The organism is Paenibacillus sp. J22FR5, from assembly GCF_059691975.1.
Genome location: NZ_JCAUAN010000001.1, coordinates 136,034 through 157,333, shown reverse-complemented (window position 1 = coordinate 157,333; position 21,300 = coordinate 136,034). Strand labels below are relative to the sequence as shown.

Sequence of the window (21,300 nt, the reverse complement as noted above, 5' to 3'; positions counted from 1 at the left end):
GAGATAGGCAAGATGCTCACAAACAAAGGGAGGCAGCATTACATGTCAAAAAGATCCTTAACAATACTCGGAACGTCGGTACTTACCATGTCGTTGTTGGCTGGTTGTGCAAGCGACTCCAAGCCAGAAGCAACGAATGCAAGTTCGAAAGAAACGGCAAAGGGAACCGCAGCACCTGCAAGCACCAAGCCTGTGACGCTAAGCATCCTGCAATATGCGCCAGAAATGACAGATGCCATGCATCACTTAGCAGATGAGTACCATAAGCAAAATCCGAACGTAACCATTGATATCACAATCCATCAAGACGATTACCCGACCCTTCTGAAAACACGAATCAACTCCGGCGACATCCCAGATATCTTTATGTCCGGTGCTTATAACGACAATAAAACCTATAAAGACTACGCTTATGATTTATCCAAAGAAGATTTCATGAAAAATATCGCTGATTCAGCGAAAACTGGGGTTACTTTGGACGGCAAAGTCATCGGATATCCCTTGATTCTGCAATCTCACTCCTTTATTTATAACAAAAAGCTGTTTGCCGATGCAGGCATTACCGAGCTGCCGAAAACATACAGTCAATTGGAAGAAGCCGCGAAAAAGCTGCAAGCCAAAGGGATTATCCCCTTCTCCAACGGTTACAAGGAATGGTGGGTGCTAGAGCAAACCTTCACACAAGTCATGGCTTCTATGGGCGGTGACTATGCGGCAAGCTTCGCTGAAGTTTCGGCAGGTAAGAAGAAATTAAGCGACATTCCTTCTGTGAAAAACATTTTTGGTTTGCTGGATATTACCTTGAAATATGGTAATCCGAAGCCGCTTGAAACGGACTTCAATGCACAAGTAAACCTGTTCGCGCAAGGCAAAGCGGCTATGATGCACCAAGGAACTTGGGCGGAAGAATCCATTCGCAAAATCAACAAAGATCTGGACATCGGCTTCCTTGCTGGTCCTGTAGGCGACGATGGTTCCAAAGCTGGGCTTATGGTTGATTCCAATATTGTGTACCGTGTTAACAAAGACTCCAAAAATCTGAAAGAAGTGTTGAAGTTCTTCAATTGGCTGACCACTTCAGATTACGGTAAGAAATTCGTACCAGGTGAGACGAAACAAATTTCCACCATCAAAGATGCGCCATTCCCTGAAGCACAGTTGGCGAAATCCACATCTGAATTTGTAAAAAGCGGTGTTACCTACCCGTGGGTGAAAGGTTACTGGCCAGACGGTTATGAGCAAAAAGCCGGCGAAATTTTACAAAAGTATGTTGGCGGCGCAGCAACGAGCGATCAAGTGAAAGATGAATTAGATAAAATGTGGGCTAAATTAGCCAAAGCTGCTGAGTAAAGTATAATCAACTGTCGAGCCAGAAGGGAGTTCTCTTCTGGCTCGAGATTTAAGAATTCCTAAGTACCGGAGTGAAAATAATGAAAGCTATTCATAAAAGAGCCAGAAGCTACACGGAGTTTTTCGTATTTGTTTCCCCGGCAATGATTTTTATTATGCTTGCAGCCATCATCCCCTTCTGTATGTCACTTTATTACTCGTTGACCAAATGGAACGGCGTAGGTAAAAACATCAAATTTATCGGCTTTGATAATTTTGTTGAGCTTTTTACAACAGATACTGGCACCTTGCAATCCCTGTTGTTCACGCTGTTGTACGGAATCATGAATGTGATTTTGACGAATGTGATTGCGATAACACTTGCGGTTATCTTAACAAAAGGATTGAAATCGAAAGCTGTGCTTCGCGCCGCCTTTTTCATCCCGAACATTATCAGCTTGGTGATTATCGGTTTTATTTGGAAATTCATGTTCACACGGGTTTTCGACGCTTTGTATGTACTGACTCACTGGTCGATGTTTCAGTGGAGTTGGTTAGGTAATCAACATTTAGCTTTTATCTCCATTTTACTTGTTAGTGTCTGGCAGTCCGTTGGATTCTATATGATGATTTATATTACAGGCCTTCAATCTATTCCTTCGGAGTTGAATGAAGCAGCCTCCATTGATGGCGTGGTCGGTTTAAAGCGCTTTTTCACCATTACACTGCCCTTATTAATGCCTTCTTTAACTGTTGCGTTCTTTTTGACAATTGCGAACTCTCTCAAGGTGTTCGATATCATTTATACGTTAACCTTCGGCGGCCCTGGCGGCTCGACGACAAGTATCACCATGGACATTTACAACGAAGCCTTCGTCAATAATCGCTTCGGTTATGCAACTGCGAAATCACTGCTGTTCGTCGTTCTGATCCTGCTTATTACCATTCTGCAGGTCAAATTTTTCAAAAGTAAGGAAGTGGAAGCATGACCAAGCGCAGCCGTAGAAATTTGATACTATTGGAGATTGTCACCATTGCGCTAACGTGTGCGTTTCTCTACCCCCTCTTCCTGGTCGTCATCAATACCTTCAAGGACTATAAAGAAGTCGTCACCAATGTGGTCAGCTTGCCGCGCGCATTAAGCTTTGAGAATTACGTGCAAGTCTGGGATTTGATGAAATATCCAAAGCTGTTCTGGAACACCTTGTTTATAACAGGCATCAGCGTTATTGGGATTCTCCTCTTCGGTTCAATGGCAGGCTATAAATTATCCCGTACCAAGTCGAGACTTAGCGCATTCCTATTCTTCCTGGCCATATCACCTATGATGCTGCCGTTTCAATCGTTCATGATTACATTGACGAAGCTATCCAAGGAATTGCATCTCATTAACAGCTTGAGCGGCCTGAATGTGATTTACTGGGGACTCGGCTGTCCGCTCGCCATATTTATGTTCCACGGTTTCGTGAAACAAATCCCGATGGAGCTCGAAGAGTGCGCGGCGATAGATGGGTGCTCGTCGTACCGCATTTTTTATGGGATCGTATTTCCGATTATGGTACCCGTGATCAGCACGGTTGCCATCCTGAATGTGATGTGGATTTGGAACGACTTCTTGCTGCCGCTCATCATGCTAAACGGCAAAGAAGCCACGCTCCAGCTAGCGTCCTACAAATTCTTTGGCCAGTATAAAAGTGAGTGGAACTACGCGCTAACTGCGGTTGTGTTCACAACAACACCGCCGATTCTGTTCTTCTTGTTCATGCAGCGCTTTATCATCAAGGGTATGGTTGCTGGAGCTGTCAAAGGATAATTGCACACGATCGAACTCATCGTATCGTCAAAAGCTAAAAAGTCTGCCCAGCGGTATACATACCAGCTAAGGCAGACTTTTCTTCTAAGCATCGTTAGAACGCTAGCTTTCCATTGCCCTGAACGATCAATCAGCGGGTTGAGTACTGCACAGAAGAGGCGATTGAAGGGAGAGCGTTTTTTCTTTTTCAAGTATTGTCCCTTCATATCTTGCAATTTTATCATCCATGCGTTCTAACACTTTCTTCATCTCTTCCATTCTGGTTACGAGCTGCTTACGCTGCTCGATTAGGAGTTCTTTTCTGGCATCTATGGTTTCATCGCCCTGCTGAAATAACCCAACATACTCAATCAGAATCTCAATTGGAAGACCTACACCACGCATACATTTGATAAATTCAACCCACCTGCAGTCTTCTTCCGTATAATCCCTGATTCCGCTTTTATTGCGGTTCACTCGTGGAATAAGTCCGATCCGTTCATAATAGCGGAGTGTATCCTGTGATAAATCAAATTTCTCACTTGCTTCTGCTATCAACATGCCGTTTTCACCGCCTTATCTCCCAATAAGAAAGCCCATGATAATGAATAGGGCGTTCTTGTTGTTTCTTTTTATCAAACTGCACCAACTACCCGATGGGGAACATACATCTCTTCCAGCGATGCAATTTCTTCAGGAGTTAACGTAACTGAAAGAGCAGCTACCGCATCATCAAGATGAGATATTTTCGTAACACCGATAATCGGAGCTGTTACGGGTTCTTTCTGCAACAACCAGGCAAGTGCGATTTGCCCCCGGGGAACGCCACGTTTTTCTGCGATTGCTGAAAGTCGCTCTACAATCACTCTATCCTTGCTTGCAAATGCATCATATTTAGATTTCTGAGCTTGATCGGTTTCAGAACGATGCGTTGTTTCCGACCAATCACGCGCTAATCTTCCTGATGCCAGCGGGCTGTATGGGATCACGCCGATTTTTTGATCCTTACAAAGTGGCATCATCTCTCTCTCCTCTTCACGGTATATGAGGTTTAGATGATTTTGCATCGACACAAACCGGGTCCACCCATTTTTTTCAGCAACATGTAATGCCTTTAAGAATTGCCATGCGTACATCGCAGAAGCACCAATGTATCTTGCCTTCCCAGCCTTCACAACATCATGCAAGGCTTCCATCGTTTCTTCGATAGGCGTATTGTAATCCCAGCGATGGATTTGATATAGGTCTACATAATCAGTTCCCAATCTCTTAAGACTCTTATCCATTTCACTCATGATAGCCTTTCGGGAAAGACCAGCACCATTGGGACCTTGATGCATACGGAAATGAACTTTTGTCGCGAGGACAATCTCATCACGATTCGCATAATCCTTAAGCGCTCGTCCAACAATCTCCTCGCTGGTTCCGTCTGAATAGATATTCGCCGTATCAAAAAAATTGATACCAAGCTCCAGCGCTTTTTTTATAATAGGACGACTGTGCTCTTCATTAAGTACCCATGGATGAGTCCACCGCTCTGCTACACCAAAGCTCATACAGCCTAGACTAAGCCGCGATACGTCCAGGCCCGTATTTCCAAGTTTCACATATTCCATTTGATTGTTCCTCACTTCCAATAGATATTGTTTCCTTCCTATGTAGTCTACTCCTTGGAGTGAACTCCAAGTCAAGTGATCATGCTACGCAGTGAGTGGTTAACTTGTCAATCCACTTAATGACGCATCATTCACCAATTAGAAAGCCGCTTCCAGTAACTGAACACATATACTTTCTTATATGGTCAAAAAAACCTCCATGCAAGCTAACGCTCGCACGAAGGTTTCAACATTAAAATCCAAAATATTGCTTTGCATTGTTGTACGAAATGCCTTGAACTAACTGCTTCAATAGCTGCTCGTCGTTCGGGAACTCGCCCGCTTCGACCCATTCACCGAACAGATTACATAGAATCCGGCGGAAGTAATCATGACGCGTGTAGGATAAGAAGCTGCGCGAATCTGTCAGCATGCCCACAAAACTTCCTAGCAAACCGAAGTTACCTAGTGATTTCATTTGGGATACCATGCCATCCCGTGTATCATTGAACCACCATGCGGCGCCTAGTTGGATTTTGCCAGCGATGCCATCGCCTTGGAAGCTGCCCATTAAGGAAGCTAGAATTTCGTTATCCCGCGCATTCAACGAGTAGAGAATCGTGCGCGGCAATGAATTCGCTACAGCCAAGGAGGACAACAACCCTGTTAACGCACTTGCCACTGGACTGTCACCGATGGAGTCAAAACCTGTATCTGGTCCTAACGTTGCGAAAGCCTGTCCATTGTTATTTCTAGACGCGTTAATGTGGTATTGCATCGCCCAATCCAGCTTCTTATAGATACCGCCTAAGAATAATAGCGTGAACGCTTTGTATTTCTTTTCATCTTCTAAGCTAACTGACTGACCAGCAAGTCCTGCAGCGAAGATAGCGTCAACTTCTTCTTTCGTAGCTACTGCGAAAGGCACATAGTCCAGGGCGTGGTCAGATACCTTACATCCTACGGAGTCGAAGAATACTGCGCGGCTTTCTAGACCCGCTAGCAAGTCATCATATGTGCGGATAGGCGTGCCTACAGCTTTTTCGAGTTGATTAATCCATGGAAGGAACGTCGCACGATTGATTTCCAACGCCTTATCCGGACGGTACGATGGCAGCACCTGTGTTTCAAAACCTTCAATATCTTTAATTTTGATATGATATTCCAAGGAATCCACGGGATCGTCTGTCGTACAAATAACCGTTACTTTGGAGTTTGTGATGAGGTCTCTAGCACGCGATCCTCCTTCAGCTAGCTTCGCGTTCACTTTTTCCCAAATCGCTGGTGCATTCTGCTCATTAATAAGTTCGTATACGCCGAAATACGTTTGAAGCTCCATGTGGGACCAGTGATACAACGGATTCCCAATCGCCATCGGAAGCGTCGCTGCCCAAGCTACAAAGCGATCATAATCACTAGCTTCGCCAGTAACCTTGGACTCGTCTACGCCATTGGCACGCATCATCCGCCATTTGTAGTGGTCCCCATATAACCAAGCTTCGGTTAGGTTATTGAACTGTTTATTTTCATAGATTTCCTTAGGACTTAAATGGCAGTGATAGTCAATAATCGGCAGATCTTTGGCATATTCATGAAAAAGATGTACTGCGGTTTCATTCGTAAGTAAGAAATTCTCATCTAAAAACGTTTTCATAAAGCGATTTCCACCCTTCTCAAGCTGAATGATCTGCCTTCTATATTAGCAAAAGATCAGCTCGAAAATCTTGCGATTTCGTACTTTAATTTCATAAAATATGCATATATTGACCTCCTGATAGGCTCCTAGGGTTAAGGGAGCATTTTTCCTACATTTGAATTCGTTTCAATTTCTTCTGGGATTGCTTCTGCTGCACCAGGCACATGGCGTGCTTTGAAATTGATAAGGTCAGAAGATGAAATACTGATTTGGACCCGTCCAGGCAACGTGTGCGCTCGAATTAAGATAGGCTGATTATAATCGTTTCTAAAGCTAAAATCAGGCCCGCCCCAATTGACTGTTGCATCTCTTCCCTGCGGCACATAGGGCACCGATCGGCTATGGGAGTACCTTTCAATTATGGTGAGACCTGCGCGGTCTACAGCATTAAATAGGGTTGAGGATATTTGACAGATGCCTCCGCCTATCCCCTCTGAGAATTCGCCCCTTACAATAATTTTAGCTGGCATATACCCCCTGTTTGGCGTTCGAACCCCAACGACCCGATTAAAGGAAAACGTCTCATTCGGTTGCACAACATAATTGTTGATAGCCTGAGAAGCTAATTTGAGATTCGTAACACGGTGTTTATTGTTGGAATTAAAATAGGTAACATAATATCCTATAGGACGAACACGTATGCTTGCAAGCAATTCACTGTCTACTTTGGGATATATGGATTGCAGCGGAAGTTCCACCTTCATAGGGCCTTCTGCATAGAACTGTTCATAAAACTGATTGAGAAACGCACGACGATTCAACCTAACGCCTGCGACCTCCTTCACAAGTCCACCACTATCATTAATGCTCGCATTGATCGGCTTTCGGTAAATCGACTTGTCAATTTGCTCCGCAAGCCGGTTTAATTTCTGAGCATCCACCATCGGCACATCCAGGAGATGTATCGAGTAAGGCTCTCGCTGAATCTGAGCGATCCGCTCTCCATTCGGGTTTTCTAATAGTTGAAAAGGTATTTCTTTGGGATGGGCTAGCAACAACAAGCCCAATAGCCATTCATAGCGCATGAACGCAATTCACCTCCAGCCCATAGTGTAAACAAATGTAAAAATTCCATGCAATAACAACTAAGATACATTTTAATTTACAAATTTTTCGAACGGTAAAATTTATTTGACAGTAAGCGAACAGAGCGATAAACTTCAAGCAAGACGGAGTAAAAGGAGGATTTTTCTAATGACGTTTGAACAAAATCTTGAGAAATATGCGGAGCTGACGGTACGAGTAGCACTCAACATTCAAACCTGTCAATCGCTTTGGATTCATGCGCCAATTGGGCACCCTGATTTCGTGCGACTCATAACCCGCAAAGCGTATGAAACTGGCGCCAAGCATGTACATATTGAATGGCAGGATGAAATCTGTACACAAATCCGCTATACACACGCGCCTGAAGAAGCGTTCAATGAATATCCAACTTGGCGCGCGCAAGCGCTAACCGAGTTAGCCGAAATCAATGGCGCCTACTTATGGATCGATGCTGATAATCCGGAGTTGCTCAAGGATGTAGATCCTGCTCGTATCTCAGCGAATGCCAAAGCGGCGGGTCCTAAGCTAGTCAAATGGCGAGAATACATGTCCTCCTATAAAATGACGTGGTCCATCATCGCTGTTCCTTCGATTGCTTGGGCACAGAAGGTTTTCCCTGATCTCGAAGATCAGGCAGCTGTAAGCGCCTTATGGGATGCTATTTTTGAAGCTACTCGTGTAGATCAAGAGAATCCCGTGAAGACATGGCACGACCATAACGCGACACTCCGAAGCAAACGGGAACAATTGAATGCGAAGCAATTTCATAAAATTCATTACCGTGCTCCTGGCACTCAACTTACCGTTGAACTCCCGCCAAAACACATCTGGCGTGGGGGTTCCGCTACGAACGAAACAGGCGACTTCGATTTCAACCCGAACATCCCGACAGAGGAAGTGTTCATTTCTCCTAACCGTTTAGGAACGAACGGCACGGTTTGCAGCACCAAGCCATTAAGCTACCAAGGAAGTTTGATCGATAAATTCTCAATCACTTTCGAGCAAGGCCGCGTCACGCATTATACAGCTGAACAAGGCTTTGAATCCCTGCAAGCCATGATCGAGATGGATGAAGGCGCACATTTCTTGGGTGAAATCGCACTTGTGCCGCATGTCTCCCCGATTTCGAACACGAATTTAATCTTTTTCAACACGCTCTATGATGAAAATGCATCAAACCATCTGGCCCTCGGTCGAGCCTTCCCGACTTGCATTGAAGGCGGAACGAAGATGACCAAAGAAGATCAGCTGCAAGCTGGATTGAACGACAGCCTCATTCACGTCGATTTCATGATCGGCTCCGCGGAGATGGATATTGACGGTGAGCACGCAGATGGCACCATTGAACCGATTTTCCGCAAGGGGAATTGGGCATTCTAATATAGAAAGGCTCGGATTGTAGTTAATAAACTACGACCTGAGCCTTTTTCATTCAACCTACAATACACACGATAAACCCCGCAACCACTCCCCAGACCTCTCAGCATGAACGCCCGCTTTATCTTCATACACGAGTCGACCGCGACTCCAGGTTGAAAGCACTTTACATCCAAATTCTCTACCCACATAAGGACTGTGCTTATGCTTATACCATAAGTCGTCAGCTTTCAGTTCATACCCCTCTGTGAGAGAAACCATCACGAGATCTGCATCAGCACCTATCTGAATGACACCCTTATGAGGAAGAAGGCCAAACCTTTTGGCAGGTGCATAAGAAAGTAACTGGCTTAAATGATTCAGCGGAATCCCCCGCTTCAGATAACCTTCATCCAACATAAGGGCAAGTGTGCTCTGCGCACCTGAAATACCACCCCAAGCCTCGAAATAATTCGCTGATTCTTTCAGCCCACCAGGACAAGGTGAATGATCCGACGAAATCATGTCAATGTAGCCAAGTCGCAGCGCCTCCCACAGCTTTTCCTGCTCAGCCCTGCTTCGGAGTGGAGGAGCGCATTTTGCCGTAGGGCCTATCCATTCCAAATCCTCGTCCGACAATACTAAATAATGCGGGCACGTTTCCAGCGTGACATCCATCCCCCGCCGCTTAGCCTCAACAATCCGAATAACAGCTGCTTCTGAGCTAATATGCACAAAATGCAGCGGACACCCCGTTAGTTCTGCGTAAAACAGCGCGCGATTCACCGCCTCAAGCTCGGCGATAATAGGCCTCGAAGCGCTGTAATCACCCGCTGAAACCATGCCACTCGCTTGCTTCTCGCGCGCGATTCGCGAGACGATCGCTTCACTCTCCGCGTGAAGCGCCAGCACACGGTTCATCCGTGCAATGCGCTTCATCCCTTCCCACAAGGTGAGGTCATCGACTTCGCGAAAGGCCTCCTCACCCGGATCACCTGGCGCGGACATGAACGCTTTGAACCCGATGACGCCTGCTTCATTCAGCGCTTCCAAATCCTCCAAATGCCCGGGGACAAGTCCTCCCCACAGCCCATAATCTACCGAGGATTGTCCACGGGCGGCCTCCCGCTTCAGCTCCAATGCGGCGACCGTCACTGTCGGCGGCACCCCATTCAGCGGCATATCGAGATAGGCCGTGCAGCCTCCAGCAGCTAGAGCAGCTGATCCTGTAGCGAAGCCTTCCCAATCACCGAGACCTGGTTCATTCAAATGAACATGAATATCGATCACACCTGATATGATGAAGTTTCCCGAAGCATCCACCACCTGCTTTGCCTCCATAGGCAGGCGTTCTCCTAAATGTGTAATCTTACCATCCTTAATCCCTATATCCAGAAAACGGACGTCATCCAGTCCGACAACAGAACCGTTTCGAATCATCATATCGAGTCGTTCGCTCATTCGTTTCACCTCGTTTACACACGTATGAATAGCAGCAGGGCCGAAACACGTATGCCTCGGCCCTGCGTTTACAATGTCATTATTTCAATTCCACTTTAATGAGCGCAGGATCTACGGATTTTAACAAGCTTAAGTCATGGTAAGACTCGGCTTTTGGAATGGTTTTAATATTGCCAACGGCTTTCAAATATTCACCAACCGCAGCGCCATTACTACCGTTCACATACGTGTCATTCACTTCCATTGAATACACATTTCGACTCATGATTTGCGTTAACTCATCCACACTCAAGTGAAGCTCAGGTGCGAGGATTTTGATGGCGTCATCACGGTTACTATTGATGTATTTCGTTGCTTTTTCAAGTCCAGCCAAAATCGCTTTAATCGTATTCGGATTTTTCTTAATGTAATCATCGGAAACCTGCATGGTCGTATGTACGCTCATCCAGTTCACATCACCTTTTTTATCCGGCAAGTCACTCTTCGTTCCACTGAATAAGAACTTCCCGCCACCTTGAATCGCTTTGGTGATAAATGGCTCCCAGCAAGCTAGGGCATCAATATCGCCTTTTTGCAACGCAACGACGGCATCACTTGGTGCGATGTTCACATATTTAATTTTCGTCACATCTACGCCAAGCTCTTTCCCCATGTTATCAATGGCAATTTTCACGTCGGCGCCATTCGGGATCCCGATGGTTTTGCCTTCGAGGTCCTTAGCCGATTTCAGCACCAAATTCTTCGAACCAACCACAGCTTGCGTGCCTGCAATTTGGGCAAGTGGCGCTACAATTTTAACCGGTACATTGGAGGATTTCAAAATAATATCCATGAAGTTCGTTTGAATGGACAATGGTGCGCTTCCGCCTGCAACCATAGGTCCAATATCGGGTCCACTTTCGATGAGTTGAGAGGTTACGTTGAGTCCTGATTCTTTGAAGTAGCCAAGCTTATCCGCTATGATTTGTTGCGAAGAGATTTGTGCATCGCGTACACCGACTAAGGTCACGTCCTTCGTTTCGGGGACTGCAGCTGCAGGTGTTGCTGCCATGGTCGCAGCTGCGGCAGGTGCCGCAGTAGCTATTGCCGCCACGGATGCTGCTGGTGTTGTACTCGTTGATGCCTCTTTGGAACTACATGCTGTCACGACCATAGCTGCTGTTATCATAACCAAGAATGATTGCGCCCAAATCCGTTTGTTTTTCATGTGTTTCCCTCCACGTATCTCTCTATTTGTTTTGATTTCACCACTACCACTTCACTACAACTTCAACGCTGCTTCTCTACTGCATCTCTAATCCCGCCTTTACGCCAAGCGAGGACCCTCCTCTCCACCAATTTCACTAAGAAAGAAAACAAGCTGTATGATAAGCCAATTAAAATAATGGCCACAAACATGTTGGAAATTTTAAAATAATTCCTTGCATCCACAATGATATAACCCAGTCCTGACCTCGCCCCCATCATCTCGGAAACAATCAGCGCAGAGAATGACAATCCTAGGCTTACACGTGCGCCAACGATGAAGTTCGGGATAGCGGAGGGAATCATAACTCGGGTGAAAATTTGCCGTTCCGAAGCCCCAAGACTTAGTGCAGAGCGAATAAGCGTGGATGGGACAGATTTGAAGCCGTCAACGGTATACACAAGAACGGGAACGAATGTCGTCCAAGCGATAAGCAACACCTTAGGAAATTCCCCAATTCCAAACCAGATGATGAACAAGGGCAGAAGTGCTAAGGCAGGAATGGGACTAACGAGATTGAGGATCGGTGACATCCATCGTTCAAAGGTTCGAAATTTACTCATCAGAATGCCGAACACCACGGCGACTATACACCCGATGATGAAGCCCAATGCGATACGAATCGAGCTCGAAACTAAGCTTTCAACAATGATACCTGTCTTTGCCAAATCCCAGGCGTCCGATACAATCAAGGATGGTGGCGGTAAAAAGAGGGGATTAAACCAAATCATTTTCTCATTCAACTGTGAAAAAGCCTCCCATACGAGGAAAAACGTGATGAACGGCATGATATTCCATCGCACGAACCAGCTTTCCTTGTTAGCGATGCGTTTCTGAGGGGACTTAACAACCTTTGTCCCTGTTAACATTAATTCATTATCACTTACAACGGATACCAATGGATCACTCATCAGATCGCCTCCTCGATTTCATCTTCCATGAGAATTCGCTCGATGTTATGCAACGCTTCACTGAATCCTGGGGATTCAAATGTTCGCGGATGCTCAATTCGAATGGGGAAGGTTTCTGCAATCTCTCCATCCTTCATAACGACGACCCGATCAGCCAAATACACAGCCTCACTAATACTATGGGTGACAAAGAGTATCGTTGGCTTCAGCTTCGCGCAGATACGTCTAAGCTCCCTGCGCATCATGTCTCGTGTTAAAATATCCAGCGCCCCAAAGGGTTCATCCATCAATAGAATTTCAGGCGAACTGGCCAACGCTCTTGCGATACCAACCCGCTGTTTCATTCCACCGGATAGCTCAGCGGGATAATGATTTGCATAATTGTCTAACCCTACAAGCTGTAGAAATTCCATCCCTATTTCTTTTGCTTTCCCCTTCGACAAGCCCTGCACATCAGGTCCGAAGGAAATGTTCTCAAGTACTGTATACCATGGGAAAAGAGCATGATCCTGAAAAACCATTCCTCTGGATTTGGAAGGCCCTTTGATAGGCACGCCATCAACCGTGATCTCTCCCTCATCTGGAAGTAAATAACCAGCCACCATATTTAATAACGTAGACTTTCCACACCCGCTATGCCCCAATATGCATATAAATTCATGCGAAAATACCGTCAAATCCACCGATTTCAGAACCGTACGATCTCCGTAGCTTTTCCCTACCCCTTTAACCGTTAGCTGCATGCTCTCATCCCCTTCTTACACTCAACGTTTTCCACCAACCTTGTGTTGTATGCAATGTAAACGCGATTCACACACAAGATTGTATACAATTTATGATTTAAAAAAAGCTACCTTCTGACAGGAGCGTGGCTGCGCGATTTGAAAATATCTGAAAGGGATTGTGTTTTCGCTTCATGCTCTTCAAAATCCAAGGAAACCTCGATTTCTCTGAGATGTTCAACCATAAATCGTTCAGCAAGATCGACATTTCCCTCGCGAAGCGCTTTTAAAATTTGCCCATGATCATGGCAATAGCGATTTTTCTTCATTCCATAAAAGGCAATAATGACATACGTAAGCGACACTAATTCTTCCAAGTAGTGATAGTAGTAATAATTACCAGCCATCTCAGCAATTCGCAAATGGAAATCTCCAGATATGCGCAATGCGCCTAACAAATCGCCTTGATGATGAGCTTCGTGTTCGTCATCGAGCATCGTTTTGAGCTGGAGAAACTGTTCTCCTGTCAGCTTACTGCTCGCCTTACGGATTGCTGCCGCTTCAATCACTCGGCGCATTTCAAACACTTCCTTCGCCTCGTGAGCCGAGGGACAAGCAACGAACGTTCCCTTATAGGGAATGACCGTGACAAGCTTCTCACTCGCCATTCGACGCAATACATTGCGCACTGGGGTTCGGCTTACTCCGAAAGACTCGGCCAGCACTTCCTCCACGAGCTGCATATTGGGGCGAAGCTTTTGTTCAATGATCGCATCTTTAATAGCTGTGTACATCTCAAGTTCATTCGCTTGTAGCATAGGCACTATTCTCCAATCACCATGATGTGAAGTAAGATTTACCATGATCGTAAAGAATATTAGTTTTAGTGTCAATATATATAACATCATTTTAGTTGTATTTTAGGATAACAGACAAAAATTCTTAGCGAATTTGTTTTTAGTCATAAAATTAGGTGATAAATCGACGGAATCACATTATCAATGTTATGTTATATAACATTTAAGGTAGTAGCCCCATTTTGACCTCACATAAAAAGGAATTTACAAGCTGAACAAAGAAAATATAGCTTCATATAGTAAAGAAGGATGGTTACATGTAGATTGGGAATGTTAGTCAAAGGAGCGCAACCCGAGGATTTATTGTCTAGTCATCCAATAAAAAGGAGTTGATCCGATGAGTATCAAACCGAAAATCGCTGCAATCAGTGTCAACTTTGATCTTGGGGCAGGTCGCCGAGGTGCAAGTCATGGACCTAAGGCCATTTTTGAAGCAGGATTAATTCAAGAGCTGCAGCAATTAGATTATACCGTTGATCACGTTGCTGATCTTCGTCTCGTTAATGACACAGCAACTCCCTTAGATGCACAAGTGGAGTCACGCAATCTCAATTATTTTGCAGAGGTTATTGAGATTAATACCCAGCTCGCCGAGCAGGTTTCTCAGGTTGTCAGCCGAGGTGATTTCCCACTCATTATCGGTGGCGATCATAGCATTGCTATTGGCACGATAGCGGGATTATCTAGCCATTATTCAAACTTAGGGGTCATCTGGATTGATGCCCATTCTGACTTAAATTCACCGGATACAAGCCCATCTGGCAATATACATGGAATGTCGCTTGCTGTCAGCATGGGCATAGGGCATCCTTTACTAACAGATATAAGGGGGGTGAACCCGAAGGTGAAGCCGGAAAATATCGTACTCATCGGGGCTCGCTCACTGGACACGGGGGAGAAGAAACTGATTCGCTCGCTTGGTATTAAATGCTTTACCATGTATGATATTGACCGCAAAGGAATGGCACATGTGATGCAAGAAGCTATTGATTATATTAAAATAAAAACAGATGGCGTTCATCTCAGTTATGATGTTGATTCCGTAGATCCCATGGAAGCACCAGGAACCGGGACTGCCGTCAAAGGTGGACTTCAATTCCGTGAAGCTCATCTCGCCGTTGAAATGCTGCATGAAGCCGGTATCGTGACTTCTGCCGAATTTGTTGAGGTAAATCCGCTTCTGGATGACAGCAACAAAACCTCCCAGTTGGCAGTTAGCCTCATCAGCTCCTTGTTCGGTGAGCAAATATTATAAGCCGTTTGAATGATTACACAAATAACCCCCGCTCATTTACTGAGGCGGGGGTATTGTCATTTCTAATGTTTAGTCTGCTGGTCGAAGCAATCTGTCGCCTGCTATCCCAGGTGTGGTCATTTGAATCGGATTCAAAATTTCTTCAATCTCCTCTGGTGTAAGCAAACCTCTTTCCAGAATGAGCTCCTTCAGTGTATGTCCCGTACGAACCGCTTCTTTCACAAGCTGCGCGGCAACCTCATAACCAAGATGAGGGTTTAAGGCTGTGACGATGCCGAAGCTCTGCTCAACGTAATTCTTACAGCGCTCCCGATCGGCTTCCAAGCCCTCAATTGCGAAGCGTTCAAACACGCTGGCTGCGTTTCGTAATATTTTAAGTGATTGCAAGAGATTAAAGGCTAAGACAGGCCCCATTACGTTAAGCTCAAATTGACCCGCTTCACAGGCCAGACAAATCGTATGGTCATTTCCAATGACTTGGAACGCGACCTGATTCACGACTTCTGGCATCACTGGGTTTACTTTCCCTGGCATAATGGAAGAACCAGGCTGTCTTGGCGGCAGCTTCAGTTCACCTAACCCAGCGCGAGGTCCAGATGCCATCATACGGATATCATTGCATATTTTCGAGAGGTTGACGGCGCATACTTTTAAGGAAGCAGACAACTCTGTGTAGGCATCCATGTTTTGTGTCCCATCAACTAAGTGCTCCGAAATTTCGACTGGAATTCCTGCTGATCCTTTCAAATGAAACATCACACGTTCCACATATTCAGGTTTCGCATTAAGCCCAGTGCCTACAGCTGTGGCACCCATATTGACGATCAAAAGCCCCCGCATCGCTTGCTTGATTCGATTGATATCACGCATCAACACACGCGCGTAGGCGCCAAATTCTTGTCCCATACGGATAGGTACGGCATCTTGAAGATGTGTTCGGCCCATTTTAATCACATCATCAAACTCAATTTCCTTCCGCGCAAACGCACTTTGTAACGAGCTTAGTGCCTCTATTAATTGCTCGGATAAGCGATATGCGGCTATCTTAATCGCTGTTGGAATCACGTCATTTGTCGATTGTGACATGTTCACATGATTATTCGGGTTACAGTGGAAGTAACTGCCTTTCTCCTCACCTATCAGCTCTAAGGCCCGATTAGCCAGCACTTCGTTCATATTCATATTAATGGAGGTTCCTGCTCCGCCTTGAATGGAATCGACAATAAATTCTTCAATAAGCCGTCCACCGCTCACTTCTTCAGCCGCTTTTACTAAAGCTTCTCCTATTTTCTTAGGCAGCATGTGCGTATCCATATTCGCTTGTGCAGCTGCACGCTTCACTTCAGCCAATGCCGTAATAAGCTCTACATGAATGGTGACCCCCGTAATGGGGAAATTCTCAATTGCTCTCATCGTTTGAATGCCATAATAGGCATGAGACGGGACTTGCTTTTCACCTAAAAAGTCTTTCTCGATGCGATAAGTCATCCGACTACCATCCTTTTTCACTTCATATTTCGTTCCCAAAACTTCCATTGAATCCGGCTGGGGCAATGAGTCCTTTAACATGGTTATTTTTAGCTTAAAAGTGAGGGATATGCACGGTAAAGCTAAGAATGGACTCCTCACCTATTTTTAATTATATACTTAGGATGTCATTGTACGCTAATACTAGAATACAATGAAGTACACCTGAAGATTCTATGACCTAATTATGGGGAGGAAAAATATGCCTACGCAAAGCTCCAATATCATTGAACAAACCGAGAAATATGGTGCACGTAATTACAACCCGCTGCCTCTGGTTATTTCAAAGGCGGAAGGTGTTTGGGTTGAAGACCCTGAGGGTCATCGATATATGGACATGCTGAGTGCTTATTCCGCTCTGAATCAAGGGCATCGTCATCCGCATATTTTGAAGGCTCTGCATGAACAAGCGGAAAAGGTTACACTGACATCTAGAGCTTTTCATAGCGAAACACTTGGCTTATTTTATGAGAAATTAGCTCAATACACAGATAAACCCATGATTCTCCCAATGAATACGGGGGCCGAAGCTGTCGAGACGGCAGTGAAAGCCGTTCGTCGTTGGGGCTACGATGTGAAGGGGATTCCCGCTGAACAGGCAGAGATCATCGTGTGCGAAGGGAATTTCCATGGACGTACGGTGACGATCACATCTTTCTCCTCGTCGCCTGAATATCAGCGCGGATTCGGTCCATTCACACCTGGATTTCGCATCATCCCCTATGGGGATTTGGCTGCTCTGCGTGAGGCCATCGGGCCGAATACAGCTGGATTTATGGTCGAACCCATTCAAGGTGAAGCCGGGATCGTGATTCCGCCGGACGGCTACTTGCGTGCGAGCTATGAGCTATGTCAGGCGAATAACGTTGTGTTCATCGCGGACGAAATCCAGACCGGATTCGGCCGCACTGGCCGCCGCTTTGCTTGCGATTGGGAAGGCGTCACCCCAGATCTCTATGTCGTGGGCAAAGCCCTTGGCGGCGGTGTATTCCCGATCTCGGCGGTTGCCGGGGATCGAGAAGTGCTTGAGGTATTCGAGCCAGGCTCACACGGCTCGACATTCGGGGGGAACCCGCTCGGTTGCGCCGTCGGGATCGCCGCACTTGAGGTGTTGGAGAACGAACAGCTCGCAGAGCGTTCGGAAGAGCTTGGGGCTTATTTCCTAAAGAAGCTCAAGGAAATTCAATCTCCACTGATCAAAGAAATCCGCGGCCGCGGGTTGTTTATCGGGATTGATTTGACGGTAGCTGCTCGTCCATTCTGCGAAGCATTGATGGAAAAAGGCTTGCTGTGCAAGGAAACACATGATCATATCATTCGACTTGCTCCACCACTAATCATCACAAAAGATGAGCTCGACTGGGCTTGGCAGCACCTTCACGATGTTCTTTAGTAACATCTAACCCGTTTGGTGACTAATCTAGGAAGGTACAATTGGTTAATGAATGTAGATAGAAAACAGCCTTCCTTTAACAGTTTGATCTGTCGAGGAAGGCTGTTTTTTGATTAGGCTCGGATACTGAGCCTATATGTATGGGGCTTCGCTTCGTTGCTTTCCTTCAATCTTTAACAAACACAAGCTCCCCAAATTGCTGAGAAATATGAAAATTAACCTTGCCGGTAGGCGACCAAGCCCAATAATGCCGAATACCATCACGGTCATCGTCAATCCGGAATACATTCCAATGCCACACCGTTCCGTCCTGCGGCACCCCTGCGTCATCTAAATCAGCGAATGGGATCCGCACATCATATATGCGCCATCCATCAGGTCCATCTGTGACGGTTGCTTGAAATCCTTCCGCCATCCATGAGGTATCGACATCCTTATTGCCATCCAGTGAGTTTTGGATCAAGGCATCGAATAGCACGCCCCTCGGGCTCACCTCAAACTCATAATAGGTGGTACCTCCACCCTTAGTATCAATGAAAACCTCTACGACGTCTTCTTCAAAAAGGGGGTCATCACGCCGCGTCATCGTCGACACAACATGATCATCCTCACATTCGTATCGGATGAACAAGCTGTCCGCTGTCCAGCATGCTCGAAAGCGAGTTTCCAACCTTGGCGAGTCACCCGTTACAACCTCACGCAAATAACCAACTTGCGTTTTCTCCCAATTCTCATGACTAAATTCATCTATGTAACGACATTCATATTTCATTTGATTTGGAGCTCCCCCACTTCTTCCTTATTCAATTCTTATAAACTATATTAATATCATATTCCTTCGATAGGAAGCCTGAAATTTGGTCACGAGCCTCTGACTTCACATCTTTGAGCCACGATGCATCAAGACGCTCTATCGCTTCTATACGTAAATCTTCATATTTACTCTTCGCCTTCTCCGTTTCCTTCGCTCGATTGGAGGCATAAAGAAAAAGAGAAATACAGGCGAGTAACAAGCCGCATAACAGTTTATTCGAAATTAGTAAATCTAATATCACTAATGCGTTGCCGCCCGAACGCACAATCACTTGACGATATAACATATAAATGACAATAAGTAAGATGGCACCGGTCGTGATAGATAAGATAGGTTGTATCTGCTTTAGTTTGTCCCATTTGTGCTTTCTTTTTTGCAACTCTTTCAGCATAGCGTCTGTATCTTCACTCACATTAATATTAGGTCCAAACACAGCATCTCCCCCTCATTACCATGCTATGCTTGTCTACCGCTATTCTTTCCAAAAAAAAAGACCAAGAGCATCACTCTTCACGCCTCGCTGAAGATGCTCTCGATCCTGACCTATTATTTAGAAGAAATTTTTCAATAATTCCGATTAAAACCGTTTCTTTCCTACAAGAAACTTTTTGTTTCCTTTTTTAGCTGTTACAGGCACATGCTTGTAGCTGCGCACCATTTGTGTTTTACATAGCGGGCACGTTGGTAAAGCTTCCGTCACGAACTCTTTGCGAACCCAAGCTTTGCAATCCGTTCCTTTACATTTCCAAATCTCAATCTGTTCAACTTCTGGCTTCTGCTCTTCCGTTACAATACTCGTCGTTGTAGACATTTCAATTATGTGCTCCCTGCTTCGTAGATTAGACTACTTATTATTATACAGATCGCATCGAATATCAAGTCTTTCCCGTGTTCAAAAGTATTTACCAGTGGTAGAATAGAAAAAGCGATTGCAATTTAGACACAAAATACAAAGGCAGGATTATCGCATGACCAATCTACTACGTGAATGGAAGCTGCAACTCGAAGGCTACAGCCGAAATATTAAACTTTTTTTCTGGTTTAATTTTGTTTGGAACTTAGGAATTAGCATGTTTGGGCTTGTGTACAACCTCTATGTAAGAAGCTTGGGCTACGAGCAGACAATGGTTGGCAGCATCGTTGGGATGACGTCTTTGGCCGCGGCGATTATACTCATCCCGGCAGGCATCATGAACGACCGGTTCGGTCCCAAACGCGTTATTTCTTTCGGTCTCATTTTTACAATTGCTGCACTGACCGCCCGCTCCCTCATTGAATTGAATGAAGGTATGCTGATTTCTGCCTTCTTAGGGGGGATGGCTTTAGCTGTCGTATCGGCGACGATCCTACCCTTTATGGCCAATAATTCAACGCCTCAGCAGCGGGTTCATCTTTTCTCCCTCAATATGGCATTGGTTATGCTGGCGAACGTCATTGGGATTGCCATCGGAGGCGTGCTTTGTGATTTCTTTCAGTTCTTGATTGGTGTGGATGAAATCCATAGCTTAAGGTATACCTTATTAATTGGCGTGGCCATCGCTGCACTTGGTGTCATTCCCATGTCCCTCTTTGAAAAAAATGAACACGAGAAAGAAGAAGCACCGCACCGCGAAGCTTTGAATTGGAAAGCCACCTGGCGTGAGCATAAAACGTCTATCCAAGTCATTGGCCTATTCTGTTTACTCGGTTTACTCTCCTCACTCGGCGGCGGGATGATCGTTCCATATCTCAACGTGTATTTTGAGGATCGCTTTGAAGCTTCGAAATCCGCCATTGGGATCGTCGTTGCCTTAGGACAAGCAGCAACTGGGGTCGCTTTCCTAATCGGACCCGTGATTGCCAAGCGCTTTGGGGAAGTCAAATCAGTCGTGTATTTACAGCTTAGCTCCATTCCCTTTTTGCTTATAACCGCCTTCTCGGCTAACTTCTACTTATCTTCGGGCGGGTATTTATTCCGTCAAGCTCTAATGAACGCAGCAAATCCTTTTTACAATTCGATCAAAATGAGCTATGTGCATCGTTCGCTTCGCGGGCTTGCCTCAAGTTCAGGAGAGGCTGTTTTCAATCTCGGTTGGTTTATTGCCTCTCCAATTAGTACAGGCCTCGTATTCCGATACGGAAGTTATTTCGGTTATGCGTACGCTTTCTGCATCACGGCCGTCGTGTATTCTGTTATTTCGTTTTTATTTTATTTTTTCTTTGGCAAGCAGCGTTTCAAAACCCTTGAATAAACCCACATAAAAAAGCTCTTTTCCCTCGTTGACGTAGACGAAGGAAAGGAAATACAATAGAATGAGAG

The 21,300-nt window shown here is 45.4% G+C and carries 20 protein-coding genes; 7 read left to right on the top strand and 13 right to left on the bottom strand.

Annotation, left to right across the window (positions count from 1 at the left end):
- The first annotated feature begins 42 nt into the window (after positions 1-42).
- From AC58P7_RS00630 to AC58P7_RS00620, 3 genes are all read left to right on the top strand, one after another.
- Positions 43-1,350: an ABC transporter substrate-binding protein gene (locus AC58P7_RS00630; protein ID WP_497339443.1), complete on the top strand. Its 1,308-nt coding sequence runs from the start codon at positions 43-45 to the stop codon at positions 1,348-1,350.
- A gap of 80 nt (positions 1,351-1,430) precedes the next feature.
- Positions 1,431-2,318 (top strand): carbohydrate ABC transporter permease, encoded by an 888-nt coding sequence (locus AC58P7_RS00625; protein WP_497339442.1) that lies wholly within the window; start codon positions 1,431-1,433, stop codon positions 2,316-2,318.
- Positions 2,315-3,142: a carbohydrate ABC transporter permease gene (locus AC58P7_RS00620; RefSeq protein ID WP_497339441.1), complete on the top strand. Its 828-nt coding sequence runs from the start codon at positions 2,315-2,317 to the stop codon at positions 3,140-3,142. Before AC58P7_RS00625 ends, AC58P7_RS00620 begins: the two co-directional genes overlap by 4 nt.
- A gap of 126 nt (positions 3,143-3,268) precedes the next feature.
- Here AC58P7_RS00620 and AC58P7_RS00615 read toward each other — a convergent pair whose 3' ends face one another.
- The 4 genes from AC58P7_RS00615 to AC58P7_RS00600 all read right to left on the bottom strand — a co-directional run bounded on the left by AC58P7_RS00615 (position 3,269) and on the right by AC58P7_RS00600 (position 7,437).
- On the bottom strand, positions 3,269-3,682 hold the full coding sequence (locus tag AC58P7_RS00615; RefSeq protein WP_497339440.1) for a MerR family transcriptional regulator: 414 nt from the start codon (positions 3,680-3,682) through the stop codon (positions 3,269-3,271).
- Between the two features lie 74 nt (positions 3,683-3,756).
- Positions 3,757-4,737 carry an aldo/keto reductase gene (locus tag AC58P7_RS00610; protein ID WP_497339439.1) on the bottom strand — a complete coding sequence of 327 codons (981 nt, stop codon included), beginning with the start codon at positions 4,735-4,737 and terminating at the stop codon, positions 3,757-3,759.
- 232 nt (positions 4,738-4,969) lie between these two features.
- Positions 4,970-6,370: a glucuronate isomerase gene (uxaC, locus tag AC58P7_RS00605; RefSeq protein ID WP_497339438.1), complete on the bottom strand. Its 1,401-nt coding sequence runs from the start codon at positions 6,368-6,370 to the stop codon at positions 4,970-4,972.
- A gap of 134 nt (positions 6,371-6,504) precedes the next feature.
- Entirely contained in the window at positions 6,505-7,437 is a 933-nt protein-coding gene (locus AC58P7_RS00600) for a VanW family protein (protein WP_497339437.1), read from the bottom strand.
- A gap of 169 nt (positions 7,438-7,606) precedes the next feature.
- On the opposite strand from AC58P7_RS00600, the gene AC58P7_RS00595 reads away from it, so the two are divergent.
- Positions 7,607-8,839, top strand: coding sequence for an aminopeptidase (locus AC58P7_RS00595; RefSeq protein ID WP_497339436.1), 1,233 nt, complete (start codon positions 7,607-7,609; stop codon positions 8,837-8,839).
- Between the two features lie 57 nt (positions 8,840-8,896).
- Here AC58P7_RS00595 and AC58P7_RS00590 read toward each other — a convergent pair whose 3' ends face one another.
- From AC58P7_RS00590 to AC58P7_RS00570, 5 genes are all read right to left on the bottom strand, one after another.
- Positions 8,897-10,276 (bottom strand): allantoinase, encoded by a 1,380-nt coding sequence (locus AC58P7_RS00590; RefSeq protein WP_497339435.1) that lies wholly within the window; start codon positions 10,274-10,276, stop codon positions 8,897-8,899.
- Positions 10,277-10,355: 79 nt separating this feature from the next.
- Positions 10,356-11,483 carry an ABC transporter substrate-binding protein gene (locus tag AC58P7_RS00585; RefSeq protein WP_497339434.1) on the bottom strand — a complete coding sequence of 376 codons (1,128 nt, stop codon included), beginning with the start codon at positions 11,481-11,483 and terminating at the stop codon, positions 10,356-10,358.
- Positions 11,484-11,545: 62 nt separating this feature from the next.
- The gene (locus AC58P7_RS00580; RefSeq protein WP_497339433.1) at positions 11,546-12,433 is read right to left on the bottom strand and encodes an ABC transporter permease; all 888 of its coding nucleotides are present in this window, start codon (positions 12,431-12,433) and stop codon (positions 11,546-11,548) included.
- The gene (locus AC58P7_RS00575) at positions 12,433-13,176 is read right to left on the bottom strand and encodes an ABC transporter ATP-binding protein (RefSeq protein ID WP_497339432.1); all 744 of its coding nucleotides are present in this window, start codon (positions 13,174-13,176) and stop codon (positions 12,433-12,435) included. Before AC58P7_RS00575 ends, AC58P7_RS00580 begins: the two co-directional genes overlap by 1 nt.
- 107 nt (positions 13,177-13,283) lie before the next feature.
- On the bottom strand, positions 13,284-13,973 hold the full coding sequence (locus tag AC58P7_RS00570) for a GntR family transcriptional regulator (RefSeq protein WP_497339431.1): 690 nt from the start codon (positions 13,971-13,973) through the stop codon (positions 13,284-13,286).
- Between the two features lie 376 nt (positions 13,974-14,349).
- Here AC58P7_RS00570 and rocF point away from each other — a divergent pair, with 376 nt between their 5' ends.
- Positions 14,350-15,267: an arginase gene (rocF, locus tag AC58P7_RS00565; RefSeq protein ID WP_497339430.1), complete on the top strand. Its 918-nt coding sequence runs from the start codon at positions 14,350-14,352 to the stop codon at positions 15,265-15,267.
- 69 nt (positions 15,268-15,336) lie between these two features.
- Here the strand turns inward: rocF and AC58P7_RS00560 are convergent, their stop codons facing one another.
- Positions 15,337-16,803, bottom strand: coding sequence for an aspartate ammonia-lyase (locus AC58P7_RS00560; protein ID WP_497339429.1), 1,467 nt, complete (start codon positions 16,801-16,803; stop codon positions 15,337-15,339).
- A gap of 193 nt (positions 16,804-16,996) precedes the next feature.
- On the opposite strand from AC58P7_RS00560, the gene AC58P7_RS00555 reads away from it, so the two are divergent.
- Entirely contained in the window at positions 16,997-18,187 is a 1,191-nt protein-coding gene (locus AC58P7_RS00555) for an ornithine--oxo-acid transaminase (protein WP_497339428.1), read from the top strand.
- A 166-nt stretch (positions 18,188-18,353) separates the two neighbouring features.
- Here the strand turns inward: AC58P7_RS00555 and AC58P7_RS00550 are convergent, their stop codons facing one another.
- The 3 genes from AC58P7_RS00550 to AC58P7_RS00540 form a co-directional block, all read right to left on the bottom strand.
- On the bottom strand, positions 18,354-18,959 hold the full coding sequence (locus AC58P7_RS00550; RefSeq protein ID WP_497339427.1) for a carbohydrate-binding family 9-like protein: 606 nt from the start codon (positions 18,957-18,959) through the stop codon (positions 18,354-18,356).
- Positions 18,960-18,990: 31 nt separating this feature from the next.
- Entirely contained in the window at positions 18,991-19,434 is a 444-nt protein-coding gene (locus AC58P7_RS00545) for a DUF2663 family protein (protein ID WP_497339426.1), read from the bottom strand.
- Between the two features lie 144 nt (positions 19,435-19,578).
- Positions 19,579-19,812, bottom strand: a complete 234-nt coding sequence (locus AC58P7_RS00540; protein WP_051553263.1) for a cold-inducible protein YdjO-related protein — start codon at positions 19,810-19,812, stop codon at positions 19,579-19,581.
- 157 nt (positions 19,813-19,969) lie between these two features.
- Between AC58P7_RS00540 and AC58P7_RS00535 the strand changes: the two genes are divergently transcribed.
- Positions 19,970-21,232 (top strand): MFS transporter, encoded by a 1,263-nt coding sequence (locus AC58P7_RS00535; RefSeq protein WP_497339425.1) that lies wholly within the window; start codon positions 19,970-19,972, stop codon positions 21,230-21,232.
- The last annotated feature ends 68 nt before the right edge of the window (positions 21,233-21,300 follow it).